This window comes from Streptomyces sp. NPDC054794, from assembly GCF_053611585.1.
On sequence record NZ_JBSHAQ010000016.1, the window covers coordinates 53,781 to 74,790 of the forward strand.

18 protein-coding genes are annotated in these 21,010 nt (G+C 72.2%); 11 read left to right on the plus strand and 7 right to left on the minus strand.

Annotation, left to right across the window (positions count from 1 at the left end; translation table 11 throughout):
* Positions 1 to 23: 23 nt before the first annotated feature.
* A complete protein-coding gene (locus tag ACWGKT_RS18740; protein ID WP_453274527.1) occupies positions 24 to 809 on the minus strand; it encodes a hypothetical protein in 786 nt (261 codons plus the stop codon).
* Positions 810 to 1,347: 538 nt separating this feature from the next.
* On the opposite strand from ACWGKT_RS18740, the gene ACWGKT_RS18745 reads away from it, so the two are divergent.
* A complete protein-coding gene (locus ACWGKT_RS18745; protein WP_453274528.1) occupies positions 1,348 to 2,034 on the plus strand; it encodes a transglycosylase family protein in 687 nt (228 codons plus the stop codon).
* A 61-nt stretch (positions 2,035 to 2,095) separates the two neighbouring features.
* Here the strand turns inward: ACWGKT_RS18745 and ACWGKT_RS18750 are convergent, their stop codons facing one another.
* Genes ACWGKT_RS18750 through ACWGKT_RS18760 form a run of 3 tightly spaced genes read right to left on the minus strand, consistent with a single transcriptional unit; the run spans position 2,096 to position 5,912 of the window.
* Complete coding sequence (locus ACWGKT_RS18750; RefSeq protein ID WP_453274529.1) at positions 2,096 to 2,773, minus strand: ATP-binding cassette domain-containing protein; 678 nt, start codon at positions 2,771 to 2,773, stop codon at positions 2,096 to 2,098.
* Positions 2,770 to 5,436: an ABC transporter permease subunit gene (locus ACWGKT_RS18755; protein WP_453274530.1), complete on the minus strand. Its 2,667-nt coding sequence runs from the start codon at positions 5,434 to 5,436 to the stop codon at positions 2,770 to 2,772. Before ACWGKT_RS18755 ends, ACWGKT_RS18750 begins: the two co-directional genes overlap by 4 nt.
* On the minus strand, positions 5,436 to 5,912 hold the full coding sequence (locus tag ACWGKT_RS18760) for a hypothetical protein (RefSeq protein ID WP_453274531.1): 477 nt from the start codon (positions 5,910 to 5,912) through the stop codon (positions 5,436 to 5,438). The genes ACWGKT_RS18755 and ACWGKT_RS18760 overlap by 1 nt, the downstream gene beginning before the upstream one ends.
* A 123-nt stretch (positions 5,913 to 6,035) precedes the next feature.
* On the opposite strand from ACWGKT_RS18760, the gene ACWGKT_RS18765 reads away from it, so the two are divergent.
* The 4 genes from ACWGKT_RS18765 (at position 6,036) to ACWGKT_RS18780 (ending at position 9,524) form a co-directional block, all read left to right on the plus strand.
* Positions 6,036 to 6,644, plus strand: a complete 609-nt coding sequence (locus ACWGKT_RS18765) for a hypothetical protein (protein ID WP_453274532.1) — start codon at positions 6,036 to 6,038, stop codon at positions 6,642 to 6,644.
* On the plus strand, positions 6,613 to 7,905 hold the full coding sequence (locus ACWGKT_RS18770) for an ABC transporter substrate-binding protein (RefSeq protein ID WP_356153927.1): 1,293 nt from the start codon (positions 6,613 to 6,615) through the stop codon (positions 7,903 to 7,905). Before ACWGKT_RS18765 ends, ACWGKT_RS18770 begins: the two co-directional genes overlap by 32 nt.
* 46 nt (positions 7,906 to 7,951) lie before the next feature.
* Positions 7,952 to 8,971: a helix-turn-helix transcriptional regulator gene (locus ACWGKT_RS18775; protein ID WP_453274533.1), complete on the plus strand. Its 1,020-nt coding sequence runs from the start codon at positions 7,952 to 7,954 to the stop codon at positions 8,969 to 8,971.
* A 337-nt stretch (positions 8,972 to 9,308) separates the two neighbouring features.
* Positions 9,309 to 9,524, plus strand: coding sequence for an I78 family peptidase inhibitor (locus ACWGKT_RS18780; RefSeq protein ID WP_453274534.1), 216 nt, complete (start codon positions 9,309 to 9,311; stop codon positions 9,522 to 9,524).
* Positions 9,525 to 9,622: 98 nt separating this feature from the next.
* Here the strand turns inward: ACWGKT_RS18780 and ACWGKT_RS18785 are convergent, their stop codons facing one another.
* Positions 9,623 to 10,660 carry a phosphatase PAP2 family protein gene (locus tag ACWGKT_RS18785; protein ID WP_453274535.1) on the minus strand — a complete coding sequence of 346 codons (1,038 nt, stop codon included), beginning with the start codon at positions 10,658 to 10,660 and terminating at the stop codon, positions 9,623 to 9,625.
* 238 nt (positions 10,661 to 10,898) lie between these two features.
* The gene (locus ACWGKT_RS18790) at positions 10,899 to 12,176 is read right to left on the minus strand and encodes a mannosyltransferase family protein (protein WP_453274536.1); all 1,278 of its coding nucleotides are present in this window, start codon (positions 12,174 to 12,176) and stop codon (positions 10,899 to 10,901) included.
* A 261-nt stretch (positions 12,177 to 12,437) separates the two neighbouring features.
* On the opposite strand from ACWGKT_RS18790, the gene ACWGKT_RS18795 reads away from it, so the two are divergent.
* Positions 12,438 to 14,039, plus strand: a complete 1,602-nt coding sequence (locus ACWGKT_RS18795) for an MFS transporter (RefSeq protein ID WP_356153916.1) — start codon at positions 12,438 to 12,440, stop codon at positions 14,037 to 14,039.
* A 148-nt stretch (positions 14,040 to 14,187) separates the two neighbouring features.
* Entirely contained in the window at positions 14,188 to 15,378 is a 1,191-nt protein-coding gene (locus ACWGKT_RS18800; RefSeq protein WP_356153913.1) for an acyl-CoA dehydrogenase family protein, read from the plus strand.
* Between the two features lie 43 nt (positions 15,379 to 15,421).
* Here the strand turns inward: ACWGKT_RS18800 and ACWGKT_RS18805 are convergent, their stop codons facing one another.
* Positions 15,422 to 15,859 carry a cell division protein SepF gene (locus tag ACWGKT_RS18805; protein WP_235452987.1) on the minus strand — a complete coding sequence of 146 codons (438 nt, stop codon included), beginning with the start codon at positions 15,857 to 15,859 and terminating at the stop codon, positions 15,422 to 15,424.
* Positions 15,860 to 16,170: 311 nt separating this feature from the next.
* Between ACWGKT_RS18805 and ACWGKT_RS18810 the strand changes: the two genes are divergently transcribed.
* The 4 genes from ACWGKT_RS18810 to ACWGKT_RS18825 all read left to right on the plus strand — a co-directional run bounded on the left by ACWGKT_RS18810 (position 16,171) and on the right by ACWGKT_RS18825 (position 20,938).
* Positions 16,171 to 17,349, plus strand: a complete 1,179-nt coding sequence (locus tag ACWGKT_RS18810) for a DUF5685 family protein (RefSeq protein WP_356153910.1) — start codon at positions 16,171 to 16,173, stop codon at positions 17,347 to 17,349.
* A gap of 432 nt (positions 17,350 to 17,781) precedes the next feature.
* A complete protein-coding gene (locus tag ACWGKT_RS18815; RefSeq protein ID WP_235452985.1) occupies positions 17,782 to 18,681 on the plus strand; it encodes a S1 family peptidase in 900 nt (299 codons plus the stop codon).
* Positions 18,682 to 18,823: 142 nt separating this feature from the next.
* Positions 18,824 to 19,627: a slipin family protein gene (locus ACWGKT_RS18820; RefSeq protein ID WP_356153907.1), complete on the plus strand. Its 804-nt coding sequence runs from the start codon at positions 18,824 to 18,826 to the stop codon at positions 19,625 to 19,627.
* Between the two features lie 231 nt (positions 19,628 to 19,858).
* Positions 19,859 to 20,938, plus strand: a complete 1,080-nt coding sequence (locus tag ACWGKT_RS18825; RefSeq protein ID WP_356153904.1) for a S1 family peptidase — start codon at positions 19,859 to 19,861, stop codon at positions 20,936 to 20,938.
* The last annotated feature ends 72 nt before the right edge of the window (positions 20,939 to 21,010 follow it).

Consider the following 21,010-nt stretch of genomic DNA (forward strand, 5'->3'; position numbering starts at 1 on the left):
GCGCGGGGGTTGCTCGGGTTCCCTCAGGTGCCCGCGAGCGGCATCGCCGCCGCGACCAGCTTCCCGTTCGCCGCGGCCTTGTCCAGCGCGTCGCGCAGCAGGTCCTCCCGGGGCTGGCGTCCGATGGACCCCACGGGGGCCGCGAACATGAGCACCTGCTGGTGCTTGTTGGCGGCGGCCCGCCAGCTGTCCGTCACCTGCAGCGGCTGGTGCGCCTGCCACCAGGCGACCGGCTGGCCCCCGTTGGCGCTCGGCTGGAGCACCGCGTGCAGCTGCCCGACGGCCAGCAGCACCGACCAGCCGTGCAGCACGGGGGGCACCGAGGACAGCTCCGTCACCGGCATGAACCCCTGCTCGATGAGCAGCGGCAGGAAGTCGTCCCCGATGCCCGTCGTGCCCGGGCGCACGATCGGTGAGGTGGGCTCCACGACGAGCGCCGGGTGCAACTCCCCGGCGATCAGGACGAGCCCGCTGGTCACGCCGAGGACGGCCTGCTCGGGCACGGCCCTGTTCGGCATCCCGCCGGAGGCGATGTCGCCGCTGATGGAGCGCACCGCGCCCTGCAACTGCTCCTCGGTGACCTGGACGACCTGCGAGGGCAGGCAGCTGGCGTGGGCGAAGGCGAGGACAGCGGTCTCGTCCCCGATGAACAGGACGGTGCTGGTGCGCTCCTGCTTGGAGTCGCCCGGGGTGCGGCAGGAGGTGCAGTCGTAACTGCCCGGGGCGTTCTCTCCGGCGAGCAGCCGGTCGGCTTCTTCGTCGCCGATCTCGGCGCGTACGGCGTCGCTGACGTCGAGCATGCGCGGCACGGGTGGCTCCCTCGGGATGCGTGCGTGAAGGGCCGGGTGGCTCCCGGTCCATGAGCCCCGGGGGTTCCGGGCTCATGAAGATGACAACGGGCGATCTGTGGCGGGAGTCACGCCCCGAGGGGAACGGAATCGAACCACCCAACGCACAGGGTCACCCGTCGTACGGAATTGCCCACTCCCCGTCAACTTCGTGCAGAGTCAAGGTACTTGGATCGGTGAAGTGCGTCACACGCCGCTTGAGCCGCTGGTCGACATATTAGGAAATCGGCGAATGAAATGGGTGTCCGAAAATAGCCGCTACCCGGGGTAACTGTTAACTGGCCTGGAATGACAAGGAGTTGGTTGATCCCGGCTCGCCCGGCTTCTTACATTCATCGGCCGTGTGCAACTTGCACCGCTCGGGAACGTCCACCGACCGCGCACCAGGCAAGCACGACAGCAGCGGCTCGGACGGACGGGGCGAGCGCGACGAACCGCGGTCCTGCGCGGCGAGTGCGCTCCGCCTTGGGGGAGCCCGGGTCAGTGGAGAGGGATTTACATGTCCGAGTGTGCCGATACCACCCGCAAGGCGCGTAAGACGGCGATCCTCGCCGGGGCCGCGCTGCTCGCCCCGCTGGGTCTACTGGCGACGAGCGGCAACGCCAACGCCGCCGACAACGGAGTGTGGGACCGCATCGCCCAGTGCGAGAGCGGCGGCAACTGGCACATCAACACCGGCAACGGCTACTACGGCGGGCTCCAGTTCTCCGCCGGCACCTGGCGCGCGTACGGCGGCTCGGCCTACGCGTCGACCGCCGACCAGGCCTCCAGGTCGCAGCAGATCGCCGTCGCCACCAAGGTTCAGCACGCCCAGGGATGGGGCGCCTGGCCGGTCTGTTCGGCCCGCGCCGGAGCGTACGGCTCCGCACCCGAGGCGGCCTCCTCCGGCACACGCGGCACGGCGACCACGAAGAGCGCGAAGCCGGCGACGAGCGCGAAGACCGTGACGACCAGGAAGGCGACGCCCGCGAAGCCGTCGAAGACGGCGGAGCGCCCAGCGGGCCACACCAACCGCGACGCGTCCCGGGCCTCTTCCGGCCACCACTACACCGTCCGCCAGGGCGACACGCTGAGCGGCATCGCCGACCGGCACGGAACCACCTGGGAGCGGATCTACGCCGCCAACAAGTCCGTCATCGGCTCGGATCCCGACCTGATCGTGCCCGGGCAGCGCCTCGCACTCTGAGCCGCACCCTGCTGACCCGGACACCACGCCCCACCCGGTCCGCCGACCGGGTGGGGCGCTGTCATTCCCCGCACCGCTCCGGTGAGCCCGGTGAGCCCGTCCACTCGCCCGCCTCCCCGGCGAAGACGACCGTCCCGCGGCGCAGCGCGTACACGAACGCCGCCCGGCGGCGCAGCACCGGTGGCAGCCGCTGCTCGGCGATCACGACACACGCGTCGAGGGCGGCCAGCAGTTCGTACGTGTGCGCCGCCACCGACGGCGCCATGCCCTGCGTGGGCTCGTCCACGAGCAGCACGCGCGCGTGGGCCGACAGGGCGCGGGCGAGGGCCAGCATGCGCTGCTCGCCCCCGGACAGCGTGCCGGCCCGGCGGGCGAGCAGCGGGCGCAGCTGCGGATAGGCGGGCAGGGCGAAGTCGGTGACGGACCCCGCGAGTTCCAGGTTCTCCCGCACCGTCAGCGATCCGAACACGGCCCGCCGCTCGGGCACCAGGCGCAGACCGCGCCGGGCCCGTTCATGCGCGGGCGCACGGGTCACGTCGGCGCCGTCCCAGGCCACCGCGCCTCCGCACAACGGCAAGGTTCCGGCCAGTGCGCGCAGAGCGGTCGTCCGGCCGGAGCCGTTGCGGCCGAGCAGGACCGTCAGTCCCGGGCCGGGCGCGACGAGTGTGACTCCGTGCAGGGCTTCAAGCGGGCCGTAGCGCACGCGCGCGTGCCGCAACGCGATGCTCGTTCCGGTCATGGGGCGGCCGCCGTTCCGAGGCCCTCCAGGACGCGGTCGGGCGGGCCGGAGGCGACGACACGGCCCGCCGTCAGCACATGCACGACATCGGCGAGGCCGGCGACCAGGTCGAGGTCGTGCTCGACGACGAGCAGGGCGGTGCCGTCGGCGGCGAGCGCCCGCAGCACCCGGGCCAGCGCGTCGATCTCCGCGCTGTCGAGTCCCGCGGCGGGCTCGTCGAGCAGCAGCACGCGCGGGCCGCCCGCGAGGGCCCGGGCCAGCTCGACCCGGCGCAGCGTGCCGGTGGGCAGCCCGGCGGCGGGCAGTGCTTGTACCGGCCCGTCCAGGCCCAGCAGGCGCAACGCCCGCTCGACCGCGCCGCCCGGCTCGGCGACCCGGGCCTGCTCGGCGCCCACCCGTACGTTCTCCTCCACCGTCAACGACGGGAACACGGCGACCTGCTGGAAGGTCCGCGCGATCCCGAGCCGGGTGCGGGCGTGCGCCGGGAGCCGCGTGATGTCCCGGCCGCCCAGCACCACTCGCCCGCGCGCGGGACTCAGGGTCCCCGCCAGGCAGTGGAACAGGGTGCTCTTCCCGGCCCCGTTGGGGCCGACGACGGCACTGACCTGCCCCGCCCACAGATCGAGATCGACACCGTCGAGCACGGTGAATCCACCGTAGCGAGCACGAAGGCGCCGGGCGGCGAGGAGGGGGAGGTGGCCGCCGGGAAGAGGGGGTGCGGGGCGGGTCGGCTGTGAGGCGGCGGGTGTGCGGGCCGGCCGTGGGACGGCGGAGGCGCGGGCAGCCGTGCGGGGCGGCCGTCCCGGCACAGCCCGGCGCAGTCTCGTCCGCATCCGCGCGCCTCTCTCCGTGAGCCGCGGTCGTCGTCGCGGCCGCAGGCGGGACGCCGCCGCACGCAGCGCGTCGTACGGGCCGCCGGGAAATCTGCCGATGAGGACCGCCAGCAGGCCGATCAGCGCCGCCGCAACGCCGCCCCGGGCCCCCGCGTCGAGTCCCACCAGGAGGGCCGCGGCGGCCAGGGCGCCCAGGGTGCTGTCGGCGCCCAGGACCACGACCGCGGCGAACCACAGCAGTCCGCGTACCGGGTCGTACGCGCCGGGGTCGAAGGCGCGCACTCCCATGCCCAGCATGCCCCCGCCGAGGGCGGCGAGGGCGGCGCCCGCGACGAAGGCGAGGAGCTTCAGGGACGGGACGGGCACGCCCGCCGCGGACGCGCCCGACTCGTGGTCCCGCAGGGCGGCGAGCGCCCGCCCCGTACGGCCGTGGCGCAGGGCGCGCGTCGCCATCAGCGCGAGGGCCAGCAGGGCCAGTTCCAGGACGTAGTACGCGCGGTCCCCGTCGAAGCCCGCCGGGCGGTCCAGCGACAGCCCGGAGGTGGCGTACGGCTGCGCGAACACGAAGCGGCTCACCCCGACGCCCACCGCGAAGGTCGCGACCGCCAGGGCCAGGCCGCGACGGCTGATCGCCGGCCAGCCGGTGAGCAGGCCCAGCGGGGCCACCAGGGCCACCGCGGCCGCCAGCGCCGCCAGTTCGGGCAGCCGCGGCAGGCCCGGGAAGCGGCCCGCCGCGAGCAGCGCCGTGAACAGGGCGCCCAGACCGGCGTACGCCGCCTGCCCCAGGGAGATCTGACCGCCGCGCCCGGTGACCACGACCAGGGACAGCAGCACCACGCCCAGCGCGGGCACCTGGACCGAGGTGTGCAGGTCCGAGCCCGCGAAGCCGAGCGGCAGCAGGAACAGCACCGCCGCCACCGTCCGGGCGCCGGGCGGGGCCGGCACGCGCGCGGTGGCCGGGCGCGGCAGGGCGTCGCGCGTGCCGACGCCGGGCAGCACCAGGGCGGCGACGAGCAGCGCCACGACGAAGAGGTTCGCCCCGACCGCCTGCAGCAACGACGCGCCCCAGCCCGGTGGATGCCACCGCGTCAGCTGGCTCTGCGCGACACCGATACCGAGGGCCGCCACCACGGCGACCGGCAGGCTGCGCATCCGCGCGGCCACCGCGACCGCGACCACCTCCATGACGAGCAGCGGCAGGCCGTACGGGTCGAGGCGGACGTACGGCGCCAGCAGCACGCCCGTCAGCCCGGCCGTGAACAAGCCGAACGCCCAGCCCGCCGCGGCCACCCGGTCCGCGTCGACGCCGCCCAGCACGGCCAGCTGCCGGTCGTCCACCACCGCCCGCAGCTCCCGCCCGAACCGCGTCCAGCGGCTCACCGCCCCGACCCCCGCCGCGAGCAGCAGCGCCACCGCCAACTGCCCCCAGGGATCCGCCGACACCAGCTCCGGCGCGTCGTCCCGCGCCCCCTGCCCCCACACCAGCGCGGCCCCGCCCACCAGCAGCACGAACACGCCGATGGACGCCACCAGCGTCTGCGCCGGATCGCCGCCCAGCACGGACAGCGGACGGAAGACGAACCGTTCCAGCAGCACACCGATCCCGGGCGCCAGGACCAGCAGCGTCACCACGGCACCCAGCCACAGCGGGCAGCCCCAGACGACCACGCACTGCCGCAGCGCGTACGCGCACACCATCGCGACCGCCCCGTGCGCGAAGTTGAGCACGCCGGTCGCGCGGTACGTCACGATCAGGCCGATCCCGGTGAGCGCGGCGGCGCTGCCGACGGAGAGACCGGCGAGCGTGAGGTCGTACGTGAGGGAGGACATCAGTCCCTCGCGGCGGCCGGCTCGCATATCGGGCACAGGCCCAGAGCGCCGCTCGTCAGCAGCTTCCCGTCCACCGGGACCGCCTCCGCCTTGCCCGCCACCAACGGGCAGTCCGCACGGTGGTAGAGCGTCCCGCCCGGCACCATCAGCGTCTCCCCGCTGACCGCGAGGGGCGCGGCCGCCGCCCGCGCCGACTCGTCGGCGTCGGCGGGTTCGGCAGCCACCAGCAGCCCGTACAACTCCTCCACCCGCGCGGCGGCGAGCGCGCCCCTGCCGTGCGTGAGCAGAACCGATCCGGCGACGATCAGCGCGGCGCCCGGGACCGTGCAGGAGGCCAGGTAGGGCAGTTGCCGCTCGGAGTACCGCTCGCCGGAGACGCCGTACCACCCGACGACGCACAGCACCGCGCCCGTGGCGAGCGCGGCCCAGCCGGCCCACAGGACGGGGTTCGTGGTCCGCAGTCGGCCTGTCCGCATCGCTGGCTCCCAGGCGTCGTGTGTCTGTCCTTGTCGGCCAATGGCTTGCACTATGCCTTGTGCAAGCCGACCCTGAAAGCTCCGGGCGCGCACTGCCCGGACCGACATCCGGTGGTGAACGGGATGGTTCTCGGGAGCGACCTCAGGCGGGGGAGCGGGACGACGACACGCGGCCGGGCGGCGGTGGGACGGGGTACGGCGCTGACGGCCGCCCTGGTGTTCCTCCTCGGGCCCGCCGTGACGGCGTGCGGAGACGACAGCGGCGGCAGCGACGCCGCGCCCCCCACGCCGTCCGTCGAGCCGACCGGCGGGACCGGGCAGAGCGGGCAGACCGCGCAGACATCGAGTGCCTCCGCGACCGCGCCCGCCCGACCGGCGGCCGCCGTCTCGCTGATCAGACGGAACTGGCAGAAGTTCTTCGACCCGGACACGTCGGCCAAGGACAAGCAGGCGGTCCTGGAGAACGGCGCCGCGATGGCCCCGGTCCTGCGGGCGTTCAACGGTGACCGGCGCGGCGGTCAGGTGGCGGCGAAGGTGACCGAGGTCGCGTTCACCTCGCCGACCGAGGCGACCGTGACGTACACCCTGACCCTGAACGGAGCCACCGCCCTGCCCGACGCCTCCGGGACCGCCGTCCTGGAGCACGGCACCTGGAAGGTCTCCGACAAGACGCTGTGCGCGCTGGTCCAGTTGAGCGGCAATGCCTCGGCGTCGGCCCTGCCGGGCTGCTGAGGCCGCCGTCGCGGTGCTGCTGCTCCTGACGGGCACGGCCTGCGGCAGCCGCCTGCCCGAGCGCGACTTCGAGCACGGCGCCCGCACACCCGCGCCGAGCGCCGCCACGCCGCTGCGGGTCGGCATCGTCACCAGCGCCACCAGTCCGGTCGGCGGCAACGCCTTCACCGGCCCGCGCGACGGCGCCCGCGCGTACTTCGACCGCCTCAACGCGCGCGGGGGCATCGACGGCCGCCGTGTCGAGGTGCGCCTGTGCGACGACGGCGGCAGCGGGGTGGGCAACAACACCTGCGTGCACCGGCTGATCGACGAGGACGGGGTGGTCGCCCTGGTCGCCACCGCGTCCCTGGACTACGCGGGCGCCTCCCGCGTCTCCCACGCGCGCGTGCCCGACATCGGCGGCCAGCCCATCGGCGCCGCCTACGACACCTGGCCGCACCTGTACGGCATCTACGGCAGTTCGGCAGCGCGCGACGGCACACCGGGCTGGGGCGGGAAGCTGTACGGCGGCACGGAGGTGTACCGCTACTTCAAGCGCGTGAAGGGCGCCCGGACCGCCGCGGTCGTCTCCTACAACCAGGCCGCGTCCGCCGCCTACGCCCGGCTCGTCGAGCGGGGCCTGAGGGCCGAGGGCTACCGGGTGGTCACCGAGCAGGTGGACTTCGCGCTGCCCAACTTCCGCGCCGTCGCCGCCGACCTGAAGGAGCAGGGCGCGGACCTGGTCCTCGACGCCATCGACACGCACGGCAACGCCCGGCTGTGCGAGGCGATGGACGACGCCGGCGTGCGGGTCACCGCCAAGGTGACGAACGTCCAGAACTGGACGTCCACCGTCCCGGAGGACTACAAGAACGCCCCGCACTGCCGCAACGCCCTGTGGGCGACCGGATCCAGCCGCAACTTCGAGGACGTAGCGCAGCCGGCCGTACGCGCGTTCCGGGAGGCGACGAAGGGGCTGAGCACCCACTCCCAGTGGCAGCTGGAGGGCTGGGCCGCGGCGATGTGGTTCACGGACGCGGCCAGGTCCTGCGCGAGGAGCGGCATCACGCGCGCGTGCGTCGACGGCTTCGTGAACCGCGCCCGGGACTACACCGCCGACGGCCTGCTGCTCCCCGTACGGTTCGAGCGCCTGAGCCGGCCGCCGACGTCACACCGCGCGTGCCTGTCGGTGGCCCGCTGGGAGGACGGCAGGGGCTGGGTGTCGCAGGGCGACATGAACCGCACCTGCTTCGACGTGCCGCAACTGCCGTACACGCCCTGATCCTTCAGGACACGGGTTGTCCGCATCGGCTGGCAGACTCGACCACATGTTGGAGACCTCGGCACGACTGCTGCGCCTGCTCTCGCTGCTCCAGGCCCACCGCGAATGGTCCGGCGCCGAGCTGGCCGATCGGCTCGGCGTCACCGCGCGCACGGTGCGCCGGGACGTGGACCGGCTGCGCGAACTGGGCTACCCGGTCAACGCCAGCCCCGGCACCGGCGGCGGCTATCAGCTCGGGGCCGGGGCCGAGCTGCCGCCGCTGCTGCTGGACGACGACGAGGCGGTCGCCGTCGCCGTGGGCCTGCGCACGGCCGCCGGTCAGGGCATCGAGGGCATCGGCGAGAGCTCCGTACGGGCCCTGGCGAAGCTGGAGCAGGTGCTGCCGGACCGGCTGCGCCGCCGCGTGGGCGCCCTGAACGCGTTCACCGTGCCGATGCTGCGCGGGTCGCGGTCCTCCGCCGTCGACCCGGCCCTGCTGACCGAGCTCGCCCACCTGTGCCGCGACGCCGAACGCCTGCGCTTCGAGTACCGCGGCCACGACGGCACCACCACCCGGCGTGCCGTCGAACCGCACCGCCTGGTGTGCACCGAGCGTCGCTGGTACCTGGTCGCCTGGGACCTCGACCGGGCCGGCTGGCGGACGTTCCGCGCCGACCGCATCACGCCGAAGCCGCCGCACGGCCCGCGCTTCACCCCGCGCGAGGCGCCCGCCGAGGACCTCGCCGCGTACGTCTCGCGGGGCGTGTCCACGCGCGCGTACGCCGCGCACGCCGTCGTCCGGCTGCTGGTGCCCCTGCACGAGGCCGCCGAACACATCTCCCCGTCCGCCGGGACGCTGGAGCCGGACGGCGAGGACGCGTGCGTCCTGCGCACCGGGGCCGCGAATCTCGACGTGATGGTGATTCACGTGATGATGATGGGGTTCGAGTTCGAAGTGCTGGAGCCGGCCGAGCTCACCGAGACGATCCGGACGGCCCGGGACCGGCTGTCGCGCGCCCTGGAGCGCGGTGCCTCACCTCCGCATACGCCCCCGCGCCGGCCCGGCGGTTCTGTGTGGAAGCGGTGAAATTCTTATGCGCTGTCAGCTCTTTGGTTCCTCTGGATTCCCCCTGGAATCACGGTGGAGAGCCGCCTCTCTCGGCACTTCCGGCGCTTTCCGCCGGGCTATTCGAAGAGCTGTCCCGGCGTCTGGGAATTTCGTTCGAATGCGCCGGTAAGGCGTACGGAACCGTTCGTCCGAGTGACGGAGTTGGGCCGGAACGCGTGTCGTGATCCTGTGACAGAAGCGTGACCGGAGGGGGATCCGGGCCATACGCGGTTCTTACCTTCCGACCCGCCGCCTGCGTCTTCCGTCCCACCGGATACGGCTTCCGTGAGTGACGGAGAGGGCCTAGCGTGGCGGCATGGCACCGATTCCCACTCCGCCCGCGGAGCCCCAGGACAGTCCGGACGGGTACGTCGGCCTCGACTCCGAGCATGCCGAGCGGCTGGCGCGGCAGCGGGGGTGGTCGGCGGTGCGGTCGCTGCCGCCGGGCGCGATCATCACGATGGAATACCGCGTGGGACGGCTGAACTTCGAGGTGCGGGACGGCCGCGTCGCGCGTGCCTGGAAGGGCTGACCGGACGACGGCGAAGGCCCCGGCTCCTGAGCAGGGAGCCGGGGCCTTCGCCGGTGCGGGGTCGGATGTGCGTACCGGACCCCGCCAAGTGACGTCCGTCAGCCGCCCGTCACGGGGCGGGCCGTCGGGGCGGCACCGCGCGGCACCCGGTCCGAGTGCGGCGGGCGGCGGCTGCCCGCCGGGGTGACCGGGCTGCGCTCCGAGCGGGCCGTGTGCGGGCCGGGGGCCAGGTGGATCGGCGCTCGCGGCGAGCGGGCCGACGCGACCGGCTCCCGCTCCGGGGCCGCCGTGACCGGTTCGGCCGCGCTCTCGGCCATGGAGGTGCGCGGCTTGAGGGCCACGGGCGTGACCGGCGCCGGCAAGGACAGCGGACGGCCGCGGCGGGCGCGCCAGATGTCGCGCAGGTCGAAGAGCCCGACCTCCGCCCGGGCGATCAGCGGCTCGAACCACGGCAGCGCCAGCAGGATCAGCAGTCCCGCGGCCCAGCCCAGCAGCACGTCGCTCAACCAGTGCGTACCGAGGTAGACGGTGGCCATCCCGACGCCGAGCGAGGTCACCGCCGACAGCGCCGACAGCCAGCGGCGCGCTCTCGGGGTGGAGGCCAGATACGCCAGGATGCCCCAGGTCACCACGGCGTTGGCGGTGTGGCCGCTGGGAAATATATCGCCGCCCAGACCCATCTCGTTCGAGCCGATCACGGTGGCGTAGTGCGGTCCGAGGCGGCCCATGCCGAGCTTCGCGGCGCCGACCGTGATGTTGAGCAGCAGCAGTGAGGCGCCGAGGGTCAGCAGCGGGCGGAGCGTGTGCTGCCGCCAGGAGCGCCAGCCCAGCCAGGCCGCGACCATCACGGCGGTGGGGCCGCGCTGGCCGAGCACCACGTAGTAATCGACGAACCAGTGGATCCCGGACCACTGCTGGTACGGCCGGAAGAACATGACCTGCCAGTCGAGCCGCACCAGCCATGAACTGGTCACCACGGCCCACACGATCGCCATGTAGAAAGCCAGGGTCGAGGAGAACAGCACGACCCGGTGCCGGCTCATCTTCGGCACATCGATGTGGGCCGGTCGTTCCGGCTCACGGTCCAGCCTCGCGAACACCCGGTCCAGACGGGTGAGGTTTCGTTCGGTACGCACCCAATCGACGTTACAGCGAGTGAGCTCAGGACCCGGTCGAATCACCGGCTTTGTGATGACGATGTGATGTGGGAAACCTCTCAGGAGGCGTCCCAATTCCGGGGATTCGGCAATCTCGGTGAACGGATCGCGTCAATTCCTTTGATCATGCCGGGCGGTCGTTATATGGCGCTTTTGAATTCGTTCACCGGAGCATGGGCTGGATTTACCCGGCTGCTCATCGAGCGCCCAGAGACGATCATGGGGGACCGGAGCCGTTCAGCCAGAACGCGCCGTAGACCGCCGACGCCACCGCGACACCGGCCGTGACCAGCGCCGATCGGGAGGTGCGCAGCCGGGCCAGGGCCAACGCGAGGGGCAGCAGCAGGGGGAAGGCGGGCAGCAGCAGCCGTGGCTTCGAACCGAAGTAGCTCGACGCGCACAGGGCGAGCGCGGTGACGACACCTGTGTACACCAGCAGCGGAAGCGGCTGGCGCTGTCGGACGCCGGTGACGTACAGCCAGATCACCAGGCCGACCCCGATGATGAGTCCCAGCCCGGCGAGGGCCGTCGGAAATGACGTGAACTTGTCGATTACGAAGCGTGCGAAGGCATATCCGCCGTCGAAGCCGTTGCGCCAGCCGGCCTGCACGTCCAGATAGCCGAGCGGGCCCTTGCCGGTGCGGTGGCCGACCCACAGGACATAGGCGGCGGCGCCGAGGGGGGCGAGCAGCATGCCGAGGGCGCGATGCCAAATGGGTGCGCCGGTTGTTACGGAAGAGGCGCGTGTTTCGTACTGTGCGCCGTCCGCTTCTGGAACACGCCGAGCGTGGACGGCGCTTGCCGCGGCGGGAGCGCATTCCTCGTTCCGCGCGCCGTGTGTGGCGGCCATGCGTCGGTCTCGCACGAACGGGACAAGGCCCGCCGCCCACACCGCGGCGACCACGGCCAGCCCCACCGGCCGGGTCAGCCCCGCCAGCGCGGCCAGGGTGCCCGCGGTCACCCACCGGCCGGTCAGCACGGCGTACAGCGACCAGGCGGCGAGGGCCGTGAACAGCGACTCGCTGTACGCCATCGACTGCACGATCCCGACCGGCAGCACCGCCCACAGCAGTACCGCGCAGACCCCGGCCCGGCGGCCGTACACGTGGTCCGCCACCGCGAAGATCCCCCAGGCGGCGGCGAGCGAGGCGCACAGGGCGACGACGAAGCCGGCGTCGGCGTACGACAGCGGCGTGAGCGCGTGCAGCAGCCGCTCCAGCCAGGGCAGCAGCGGGAAGAAGGCGAGGTTGGAGTGGACGTCGCCGTTCGGCAGGCGCACCTCGTAGCCGTAGCCGAGCTCGGCGACCCGCGTGTACCACAACGCGTCCCACCGTGCGGTCAGCAAGGTGTACGCGCTCTTGCCGCGCGCCGCGCTCCACAGCGTCAGCACGACCAGGCCCAGGGCGCGCACCGCCGCGTACCCGAGCAGAGCCGGGGCCGCGCGGCGCAGGGAGGGGGCACGAGGTGGTGCCACGTGCGTCGCAAGATCGGTCACGGGCTCGATTATCGACGCCCGCGGGAACCGGACCGATCCCCGGGGCGTGGTCAAGACCAGGAGGCAGTGGCGTACGCCACACGAGTTGAGTGGAATGTGTGAGAGGTCCGCCACGCTCGGGCGGAACGAACTCGCGTACGCTGACGAGTCACTCGCGTTCGTTGGCGCGGGCCGGAGACACCGCTCCTCTCCGGCCGTACGACGGGGAGTCCCCGCCCTGCCGATCCGCCGCACGCGAGGGTTCATCTGGGAGGTACGTACATGTCCGGGACGACCACGGCTGCCGTTCGGCCGCGCCGTCGGGCGGCCGGGGCCGGTGCCAACCGCTGGGTCGTTCTCGTCGTCCTCTGCGTCAGCCTGCTCCTGGTCGCCGTCGACGCGACCGTACTGCACGTGGCGGTGCCCGCCGTCACCGAGGACCTCAAGCCCGGCGCGATAGAACTGCTCTGGATCGTCGACGTCTATCCGCTGGTCTGCGCCTCTTTGCTGATCCTCTTCGGCACGCTCGGCGACCGGGTGGGCCGCAGAAGGATCCTGCTGCTCGGGTACGCCCTGTTCGGTGTCGCCTCCGCGGCGGCGGCCCTCGCGCCGAGCGCCGAGGTGCTGATCCTCGCGCGGGCGCTGCTCGGCGTCGGCGGCGCGATGATCATGCCGGCCACGCTGTCCATCCTGCGCCAGGTCTTCCCCGACCGCCGGGAACGGGCGCTCGCGATCGGCATCTGGAGCGCGGTGGCCGCGGTGGGCGCGGCCGTCGGCCCGCTGCTCGGCGGCTTCCTCCTCGAACACTTCTGGTGGGGCTCGGTCTTCCTCGTCAACATCCCGCTGATGCTGATCAGCCTGCCGGTCGGGCGGCTGCTGCTGCCCGAGTCGACCGGCGAGCGCGACGGTCCCTGGGACGTGGTCGGCGCCCTGATGGCGGCGGCCGGGCTGTTCGGGCTGGTGCTCGGCGTGAAGCGGCTCGGCGGCGGCGAGTCGGCGGTGAGCGTGTTCACGCTGGTGCCGCTGGTGCTGGGCACGCTGCTGCTGGTGCTGTTCGTCCGGCGTCAGCGGCGGCGTCCGTATCCGCTGGTTGATCTGCGGATGTTCAGGCGGCCCGCGTTCATCACCTCGGTGGGCTGCATCGTGCTGGCGATGCTCGCGCTGGTGGGCCTGGAGCTGATCGCGGCGCAGTACCTGCAACTGGTGCTGGGCCTCTCCCCCCTGCAGACCGGCCTGAGGCTGCTCCCGCTGACGATCGCGGCGATGGCCTCGGGGCTGGCGGGAGCCCGGATGCTGCGGCGCTTCGGGCCGCGGCGGATGGTGTGCTTCGGTTTCTGTCTGACCGCCGCGGCGGTGCTGACGCTGACCGCGATGGGCGGCGACGACAACGCGCCGTTGCTGCTCTTCGGATTCCTCCTGCTCGGCTTCGGCCTGGAGACGACGCTCTTCGGCGCCTACGAGTCGATGCTGAGCGAGGCGCCGTCGGAGCAGGCCGGCGGGGCCGCGGCGATCGGCGAGACCTCGTACCAGCTGGGGGCCGGTATCGGCATCGCGCTCCTCGGCAGTGTCATGAACGCGGCTTACACGCCCCGGCTCGCGGACGTGCCCGGGGTCCCGGCGTCGGCGTCGGTGTCGGCGGGGCACTCGCTGGGGGAGGCCTACCAGGTCGCCGACCGGCTCGGCGGGTCGGCCGGGGACGCCCTGCGCCGGGCGGCGCGCGACTCCTTCGTGCACGGCCTGCACCTCACCCTGCTGGTGAGCGCGGGCCTGCTGCTGCTCGGCGCGGTGATGGCACTGCGGCTGCCGCGGGTGATGCAGTGCGAGGGGGCGCCGGTGGAGGTTCCCGCGCCCCGCGAGCCGGCGAGGACCCGCGTCTCGGCGTGACCGGTCGTCGCCCACCGGCTTCCGCGCCGCCCGCACGGGCGGGGCGCGGGGTGCGAGAGTGGGGGCTGGACGTGCGGGGCGGTGCGCCGTAGCGTCTGGGCCGAGTCCTGACTAGCGGTGCTAGTTTTTCCCTGTCGGAGGGTGGTTCATGTCCTCGTCCTCTAAGTTGCCCCCGTTCGATCCCGCCGATCCCCTCGGGATCGACGACCTGCTGGATCCGGAGGACCTGGCCGTCCGCGACACGATGCGGAGCTGGGCCGCGGACCGCGTCCTGCCGTACGTCGCCGAGTGGTACGAGAAGGGCGAGCTGCCCGAGATCCGGGAACTGGCCCGCGAGCTCGGCTCCATCGGCGCCCTCGGGATGTCGCTCAGCGGGTACGGCTGCGCCGGCGCCTCCGCCGTGCAGTACGGGCTCGCCTGCCTGGAGCTGGAGGCGGCCGACTCGGGCATCCGGTCGCTGGTCTCCGTACAGGGGTCCCTCGCGATGTACGCCATCCACCGGTTCGGCAGCGAGGAGCAGAAGCGGCAGTGGCTGCCGAGCATGGCCGGCGGTGAGGTGATCGGGTGCTTCGGGCTCACCGAGCCCGACCACGGCTCCGACCCCGCCTCCATGCGGACCTACGCCAAGCGCGACGGCGGCGACTGGGTCCTGAACGGGCGGAAGATGTGGATCACCAACGGGTCGGTCGCCGGCGTCGCCGTCGTATGGGCGCAGACCGACGAGGGGATCCGCGGGTTCGTGGTGCCCACCGACGCCCCCGGGTTCTCCGCCCCGGAGATCAAGCACAAGTGGTCCCTGCGGGCCAGCGTCACCAGTGAGCTCGTCCTCGACGACGTACGGCTGCCCGCCGGCGCCGTGCTGCCGGACGGCGCCGGCCTGCGCGGCCCGCTCAGCTGTCTGTCCCACGCCCGGTACGGGATCGTGTGGGGCGCCATGGGTGCGGCCCGCTCCTGCTTCGAGACGGCCGTCGACTACGCCCGGACGCGGGAGCAGTTCGGTCGGCCCATCGGGGGCTTCCAGCTCACCCAGGCCAAACTCGCCGACATGGCGGTCGAACTGCACAAGGGGATTCTGCTCGCCCATCACCTGGGGCGGCGCATGGACGCCGGCCGACTGCGTCCCGAACAGGTCAGCTTCGGCAAGCTCAACAACGTGCGCGAGGCGATCGAGATCTGCCGTACGGCACGGACCATCCTCGGTGCCAACGGGATCTCACTGGAGTATCCCGTGATGCGGCACGCCACCAACCTCGAATCGGTGCTCACCTACGAGGGCACCGTCGAGATGCACCAGCTCGTGCTGGGCAAGGCGCTCACCGGACTCGACGCCTTCCGCTGACCCGACCCCCGGGGCTGAGGCAGGGCCGGTGAGCGGCCCTGCCTCAGCTCTGGTTGAAGAAGCCGTCGGAGCGGTGGGCGGCGGGCTCGCCGCTGATGATCTCCGTGTTCGCGGGCGTCAGCAGGAAGACGCGGTTCGCCACCCGCTCGATCGTGCCGTGCAGCCCGAAGGTCAGTCCGGCCGCGAAGTCGACCACGCGCTTGGCGTCGGCCGGCTCCATCGCGGTCAGGTTCATGATGACCGGCACCCCGTCCCGGAAGAGCTCGCCGATGGCGCGCGCGTCCCGGAAGCTGTCCGGGGTGACCGTACCGATGCGGCGGCCCTTCTCCTCGGCGTCGTCCGTGGCCACCTTGACCCGCGGGTCGGTGACCCAGGCGTCGGGGGCCTCGGTTCCCTCGGAGTAGTCGTCGTCGTAGTAGCGCTCGTCATCGTTGTCGTCGACGAGGCCAAGCCAGGCACTCGCCTTGCGTACCGATCCCATGGACGCCTCCTCTCACAGCGGTCTCTCTTGCTTTCCGCATCCCTATGGTCGTCCATGATGCGGATGGCGCGCCAAGTGGATAGACGCCGCACGGGGGGTTTGTGACGGTACTGGTGCACAGCTCTTACGTCGAGAGCCCAGACGCCCCAAGGGTCGTTGCCCACACGGCTGCTGACTGTGAGTGAAATATGATTGTCGGCGGCGTACGGGTGACGGATGGTGCGTCCGGGTGAGTGCCGGGGCTGCTGCGACATGACTGTCGGTCGATACGATGCCGCAGCTCAACGTCGCACACAGCACGGGGGTTCGTCGTGTTCGGAATCGTCAGGCCTTGCAGTCATCGGCTCGGTGAGAGCCTCAAGGCCCAGTGGATGGCTCATTTGTGCGGGCTGTGCCTCGCGCTGCGGGGGGACCACGGGCAGTTCGCACGCATCGTGACGAACTATGACGGGCTTCTCATATCGGTTTTGACGGAGGCTCAGACCGAGACGGCCGGCGGACTGCGCCGCACGGCCGGGCCCTGTCCGCTGCGCGGCATGCGGACCGCCTCCGTCGCCCGGGGCGAGGGCGCCCGGCTCGCTGCGGCCGTCTCCCTGGTGCTCGCCTCGGCCAAGGTGCGCGACCATGTCGCCGACCGGGACGGGCTGCTGGCCCGAAAGCCGGTGGCGCTCGCCGCGCGCCGGGTCGCCGCGAGCTGGGGCCGGGCGGGCGCGCGCAGCGGGTCGGCGGTCGGCTTCGACACCGCCCTGCTCGTCGACGCCGTCGACCGGCAGATCGGCCTGGAGGCACTCGCCGGACCGGGGACGCCGATCCTCACCGTCACCGAGCCGACCGAGACCGCGACCGCCGCCGCCTTCGCCCACACCGCGGTGCTGGCCGGACGGCCGCACAACGCCGAACCGCTGGCCGAGGCCGGGCGGCTCTTCGGGCGGCTGGCGCACCTGCTGGACGCCGTGGAGGACCAGGAGGCGGACGCCGCGTCAGGCGCCTGGAACCCGCTCACGGCCACCGGGACCTCGCTCGGCGAGGCCCGCCGGCTCGCCGACGACGCGCTGCACGGGATACGGCTCGCGCTGCGCGAGGCCGAGTTCACCGACCGCAAGCTGGCCCACCTGCTGCTCGTGCACGAACTGCGCCGCTCGGTGGACCGGGCGTTCGGGACCGCGTCCTGCGGGCACGCGCCGGAGGCCTCCTTCGGGCCGCCGCAGGGCCCTTACGCGCCCCAGGCCCCTGGGAACCCGTACGGCGGCAACCCCTTCGGCGGCGAGCCGCCGCGTCCGGACAAGCGGGGCTTCTGGGCCGGGTGCGCGGCGGCGATCGGGCTGTGCTGCACCTGCAAGGTGTGCTGCGCCGACGAGTACGAGGGGCCGTGGTCGCGCCGGAAGCGTGAGGGCTGGTGCGGCAACTGCGACTGTGACTGCTCGTGTTGCGAGGCGTGCCAGTGCTGCGAGTGCTGTGAGTGCTGCTCCTGCTGCGACTGCGGGTTGTGACGGGCCGGTCGTCCCAGCGGCCTCGCGCGCCTCGGGGGATCATCCGGAGGGGCGACTTCCGGACATCCCCGGGGCTGGTCGGCCGACGGGGAGCCCTCCGCGGGGAGCTTCGGCGCGCGGCGGACTCCGGGCCGGCGTCCGGGGCACCTCATGGCATCGATGTCATGCCGTGCGACGGCACCCGTACCCCGCGCCGGGCCGGCCGCGCCGGCGCGGGAGAGCGGGGAAGATCAACGCGCGTAGCCCCCAGGGCAGTTGAACGCTGCACGGCCGAAAGACGCCCTTGCGGACGTTGGTCGTACGGCCGAATACTCCCCCTCAGCGCTTGTCAGGGGCACGGCTTGTCCGGAACCCGGACGACCGGCCTCCGGCTGCGCCTCACGGGCCCCGACCCCACGCGGGCCCCCGACTTCCCCTGGGAGGGAACGAAAAGTGAGGATCAAGCGCACCACTCCCCACAGCGGCATCGCGAGACGGACCCGGCTCATCGCCCTGGTCTCCGGATTCGTGGCCGCGGCCGCGTTCGCCGCCCCCACCGCGAGCGCGAGCGACTCCCCGACGTTCAGCGCCACCCAGCTCACCAAGGCGAGCGCCTCCGTCCTCAAGGCCGACATACCCGGCACGGCCTGGGCGGTGGACAGCAGGACCAACCGCGTCGTCGTCACCGTCGACAGCACGGTCTCCAAGGCCGAGATCGCCCGGATCAAGCGCCAGGCCGGCGCCGACTTCGGGGCTCTCACCATCAAGCACACCCCCGGCACGTTCAAGAAGCTGATCACCGGCGGCGACGCCATCTACGGCGGTGCCTACCGCTGCTCGCTCGGCTTCAACGTGCACAGCGGGAACACGTACTACTTCCTGACGGCCGGTCACTGCGGTGAGGTCGCCTCCACCTGGTACAGCAACTCCTCCCACAGCACGGTGCTGGGCACGAACGTCAGCTACAGCTTCCCGACGAACGACTTCGCGCTGGTGCGCTACACCAACTCCTCGATCGCCCACCCGAGCGCGGTCGGCAGCCAGACCATCACCCGCGCGGCCACACCGAGCGTGGGCACGACGGTCTACCGTCGCGGCTCCACCACCGGCACCCACAGCGGCCGGGTCACCGCGCTGAACGCCACCGTCAACTACGGCGGCGGTGACGTCGTCTACGGCATGATCCAGACCACGGTCTGCGCCGAGGGCGGCGACAGCGGCGGTCCGCTCTACGGCGGTTCCACGGCCTACGGTCTGACCTCGGGCGGCAGCGGCAACTGCAGCTCCGGCGGTACGACCTTCTTCCAGCCGGTCACCGAGGCGCTGAGCTACTACGGCGTGAGCGTCGGCTGACGCTTCCACCGGTCCGGTCCCGTACGAACCCCCGCACGCAACCGGCGTGCGGGGGCTCCCTCTTGTCCGGGTGACGGAGTTACCTTCGAAGTACAGGAAGTGCTCTCCTGAACACTCCCACTTCGGACCCCTGGGGGCCGGCATGGTCGAGGAGCTGGTGGCGGCGGGAGCGGTCCTCGTGTCCGCCGGAGCGGTGTACGTGATGGCGGCGGCGCGGGTCGTCAAACAGTACGAGCGGGGCGTGGTGTTCCGGCTCGGCAGGCTCCGCCCGCAGGTCCGCGGGCCGGGGTTCACCATGATCGTCCCGTTCGTGGACCGGCTCCAGAAGGTCAACATGCAGGTCGTGACGATGCCGGTGCCCGCCCAGGAGGGCATCACCCGCGACAATGTGACCGTACGCGTGGACGCGGTCGTCTACTTCAAGGTGACCGGTCCGGCCGAGGCGGTCGTCCGGGTCGAGGACTACCGGTTCGCGGTCTCGCAGATGGCGCAGACCTCGCTCAGGTCCATCATCGGCAAGAGCGAGCTGGACGACCTGCTGTCCAGCCGCGAAAAGCTCAACCAGGGCCTTGAGTTGATGATCGACAGCCCGGCCGTGGAGTGGGGCGTCACCATCGACCGCGTCGAGATCAAGGACGTGTCCCTGCCCGAGACCATGAAGCGGTCCATGGCCCGGCAGGCCGAGGCCGACCGCGAGCGCCGGGCCCGCGTCATCAACGCGGACGCCGAGCTGCAGGCCTCGAAGAAGCTGGCGGAGGCGGCCCAGCAGATGGCGGACACCCCCGCCGCGCTGCAACTGCGGCTGCTGCAGACGGTGGTGGCGGTGGCGGCCGAGAAGAACTCCACGCTGGTGCTGCCCTTCCCGGTGGAACTGCTGAGGTTCCTGGAAAGGGCGCAGCAGCCCTTGCCGCCGGCATCCGGAGGATCGGATTCAGGACAGGCCTAGACGTCACTGTCCGCCGAGAGTTACTCGCACGTAGTGTTTGCAGTGCGAATTTCCTGGGATGACCGTCCGCGGTCAAGGGGGAAGGGGGCGCGCGGCAACCCCGTACGCGCGTCCTGAAGTCGACCTTGTGTGCTCCCTGTGGGCCTCGGAATAGTAGGCGCACGTCAACTGCCTTCCGGTTCGTGGGATCCCCACAATCTCCCGGACCGACCCCCCACAGGAGGACGTGAGTTGAACCACCGACGCATACCCAGGCGGCGGGCCGCCCTGGCGGGTGCGGGAGTCGCCGCACTGGTCGCAGCGGGAGTCACCTTGCAGAGTGCGAACGCCAGTGAGACCCCGAAGAGCCCCACGCCGGACATCCTCTCGGCCCCGGCGGCCGGAAAGCTCGCCTCCACCCTGGTCCCGGACCTCGGCACGGACGCGGCGGGCACCTACTACGACGCGAAGACGAAGAACCTCGTCGTCAACGTGGTCGACGAGGCCGCCGCCAAGACGGTCGAGGCGGCCGGCGCCAAGGCCCGGATGGTCGCGAACACCCTCGCCGAACTCGACGGCGCCCGGACGGAGCTGACGCGGGACGCGACCATCCCCGGCACCTCGTGGGCGACCGACCCGGTCACCAACAAGGTCGTCGTCACCGCCGACAGAACCGTCTCCGCGGCCGAGTGGACCAAGCTCGGCAAGGTGGTCGACGGGCTCGGCGGCACCGCCGAACTCCAGCGCTCGAAGGGCGAGTTCAAGCCCTTCGTGGCGGGCGGCGACGCGATCACCGGTTCGGGCGGGCGCTGCTCGCTCGGCTTCAACGTGGTCAAGGACGGGCAGCCGTACTTCCTGACCGCGGGGCACTGCACCGCGTCCATCTCCACCTGGTCGGACTCGTCCGGCAAGGAGATCGGGAAGAACGAGAAGTCCAGCTTCCCGGGTGACGACTTCGGTCTGGTCAAGTACACCTCGGACACCGAGCACCCGAGCGAGGTCGACCTCTACAACGGCTCCACCCAGAAGATCACGGGCGCGGCCGAGGCCACCGTCGGCATGCAGGTCACCCGGAGCGGCTCGACGACCCATGTGCACGACGGCAAGGTCACCGGTCTGAACGCCACCGTGAACTACTCCGAGGGCACGGTCAGCGGTCTCATCCAGACCGACGTCTGCGCCGAGCCCGGTGACAGCGGCGGCTCGCTCTTCTCGGGCAGCAACGCGATCGGACTGACGTCCGGCGGCAGCGGCGACTGCACCTCCGGCGGGGAGACCTTCTTCCAGCCGGTGACGGAGGCGCTGTCGGCGACGGGCAGCCAGATCGGCTGACCCGCCCGTAAGTACCACCTGGCTCCAGAAGGTCCCGCCTCGCGCGCGAGGGGCGGGACCTTCGCATGTGCC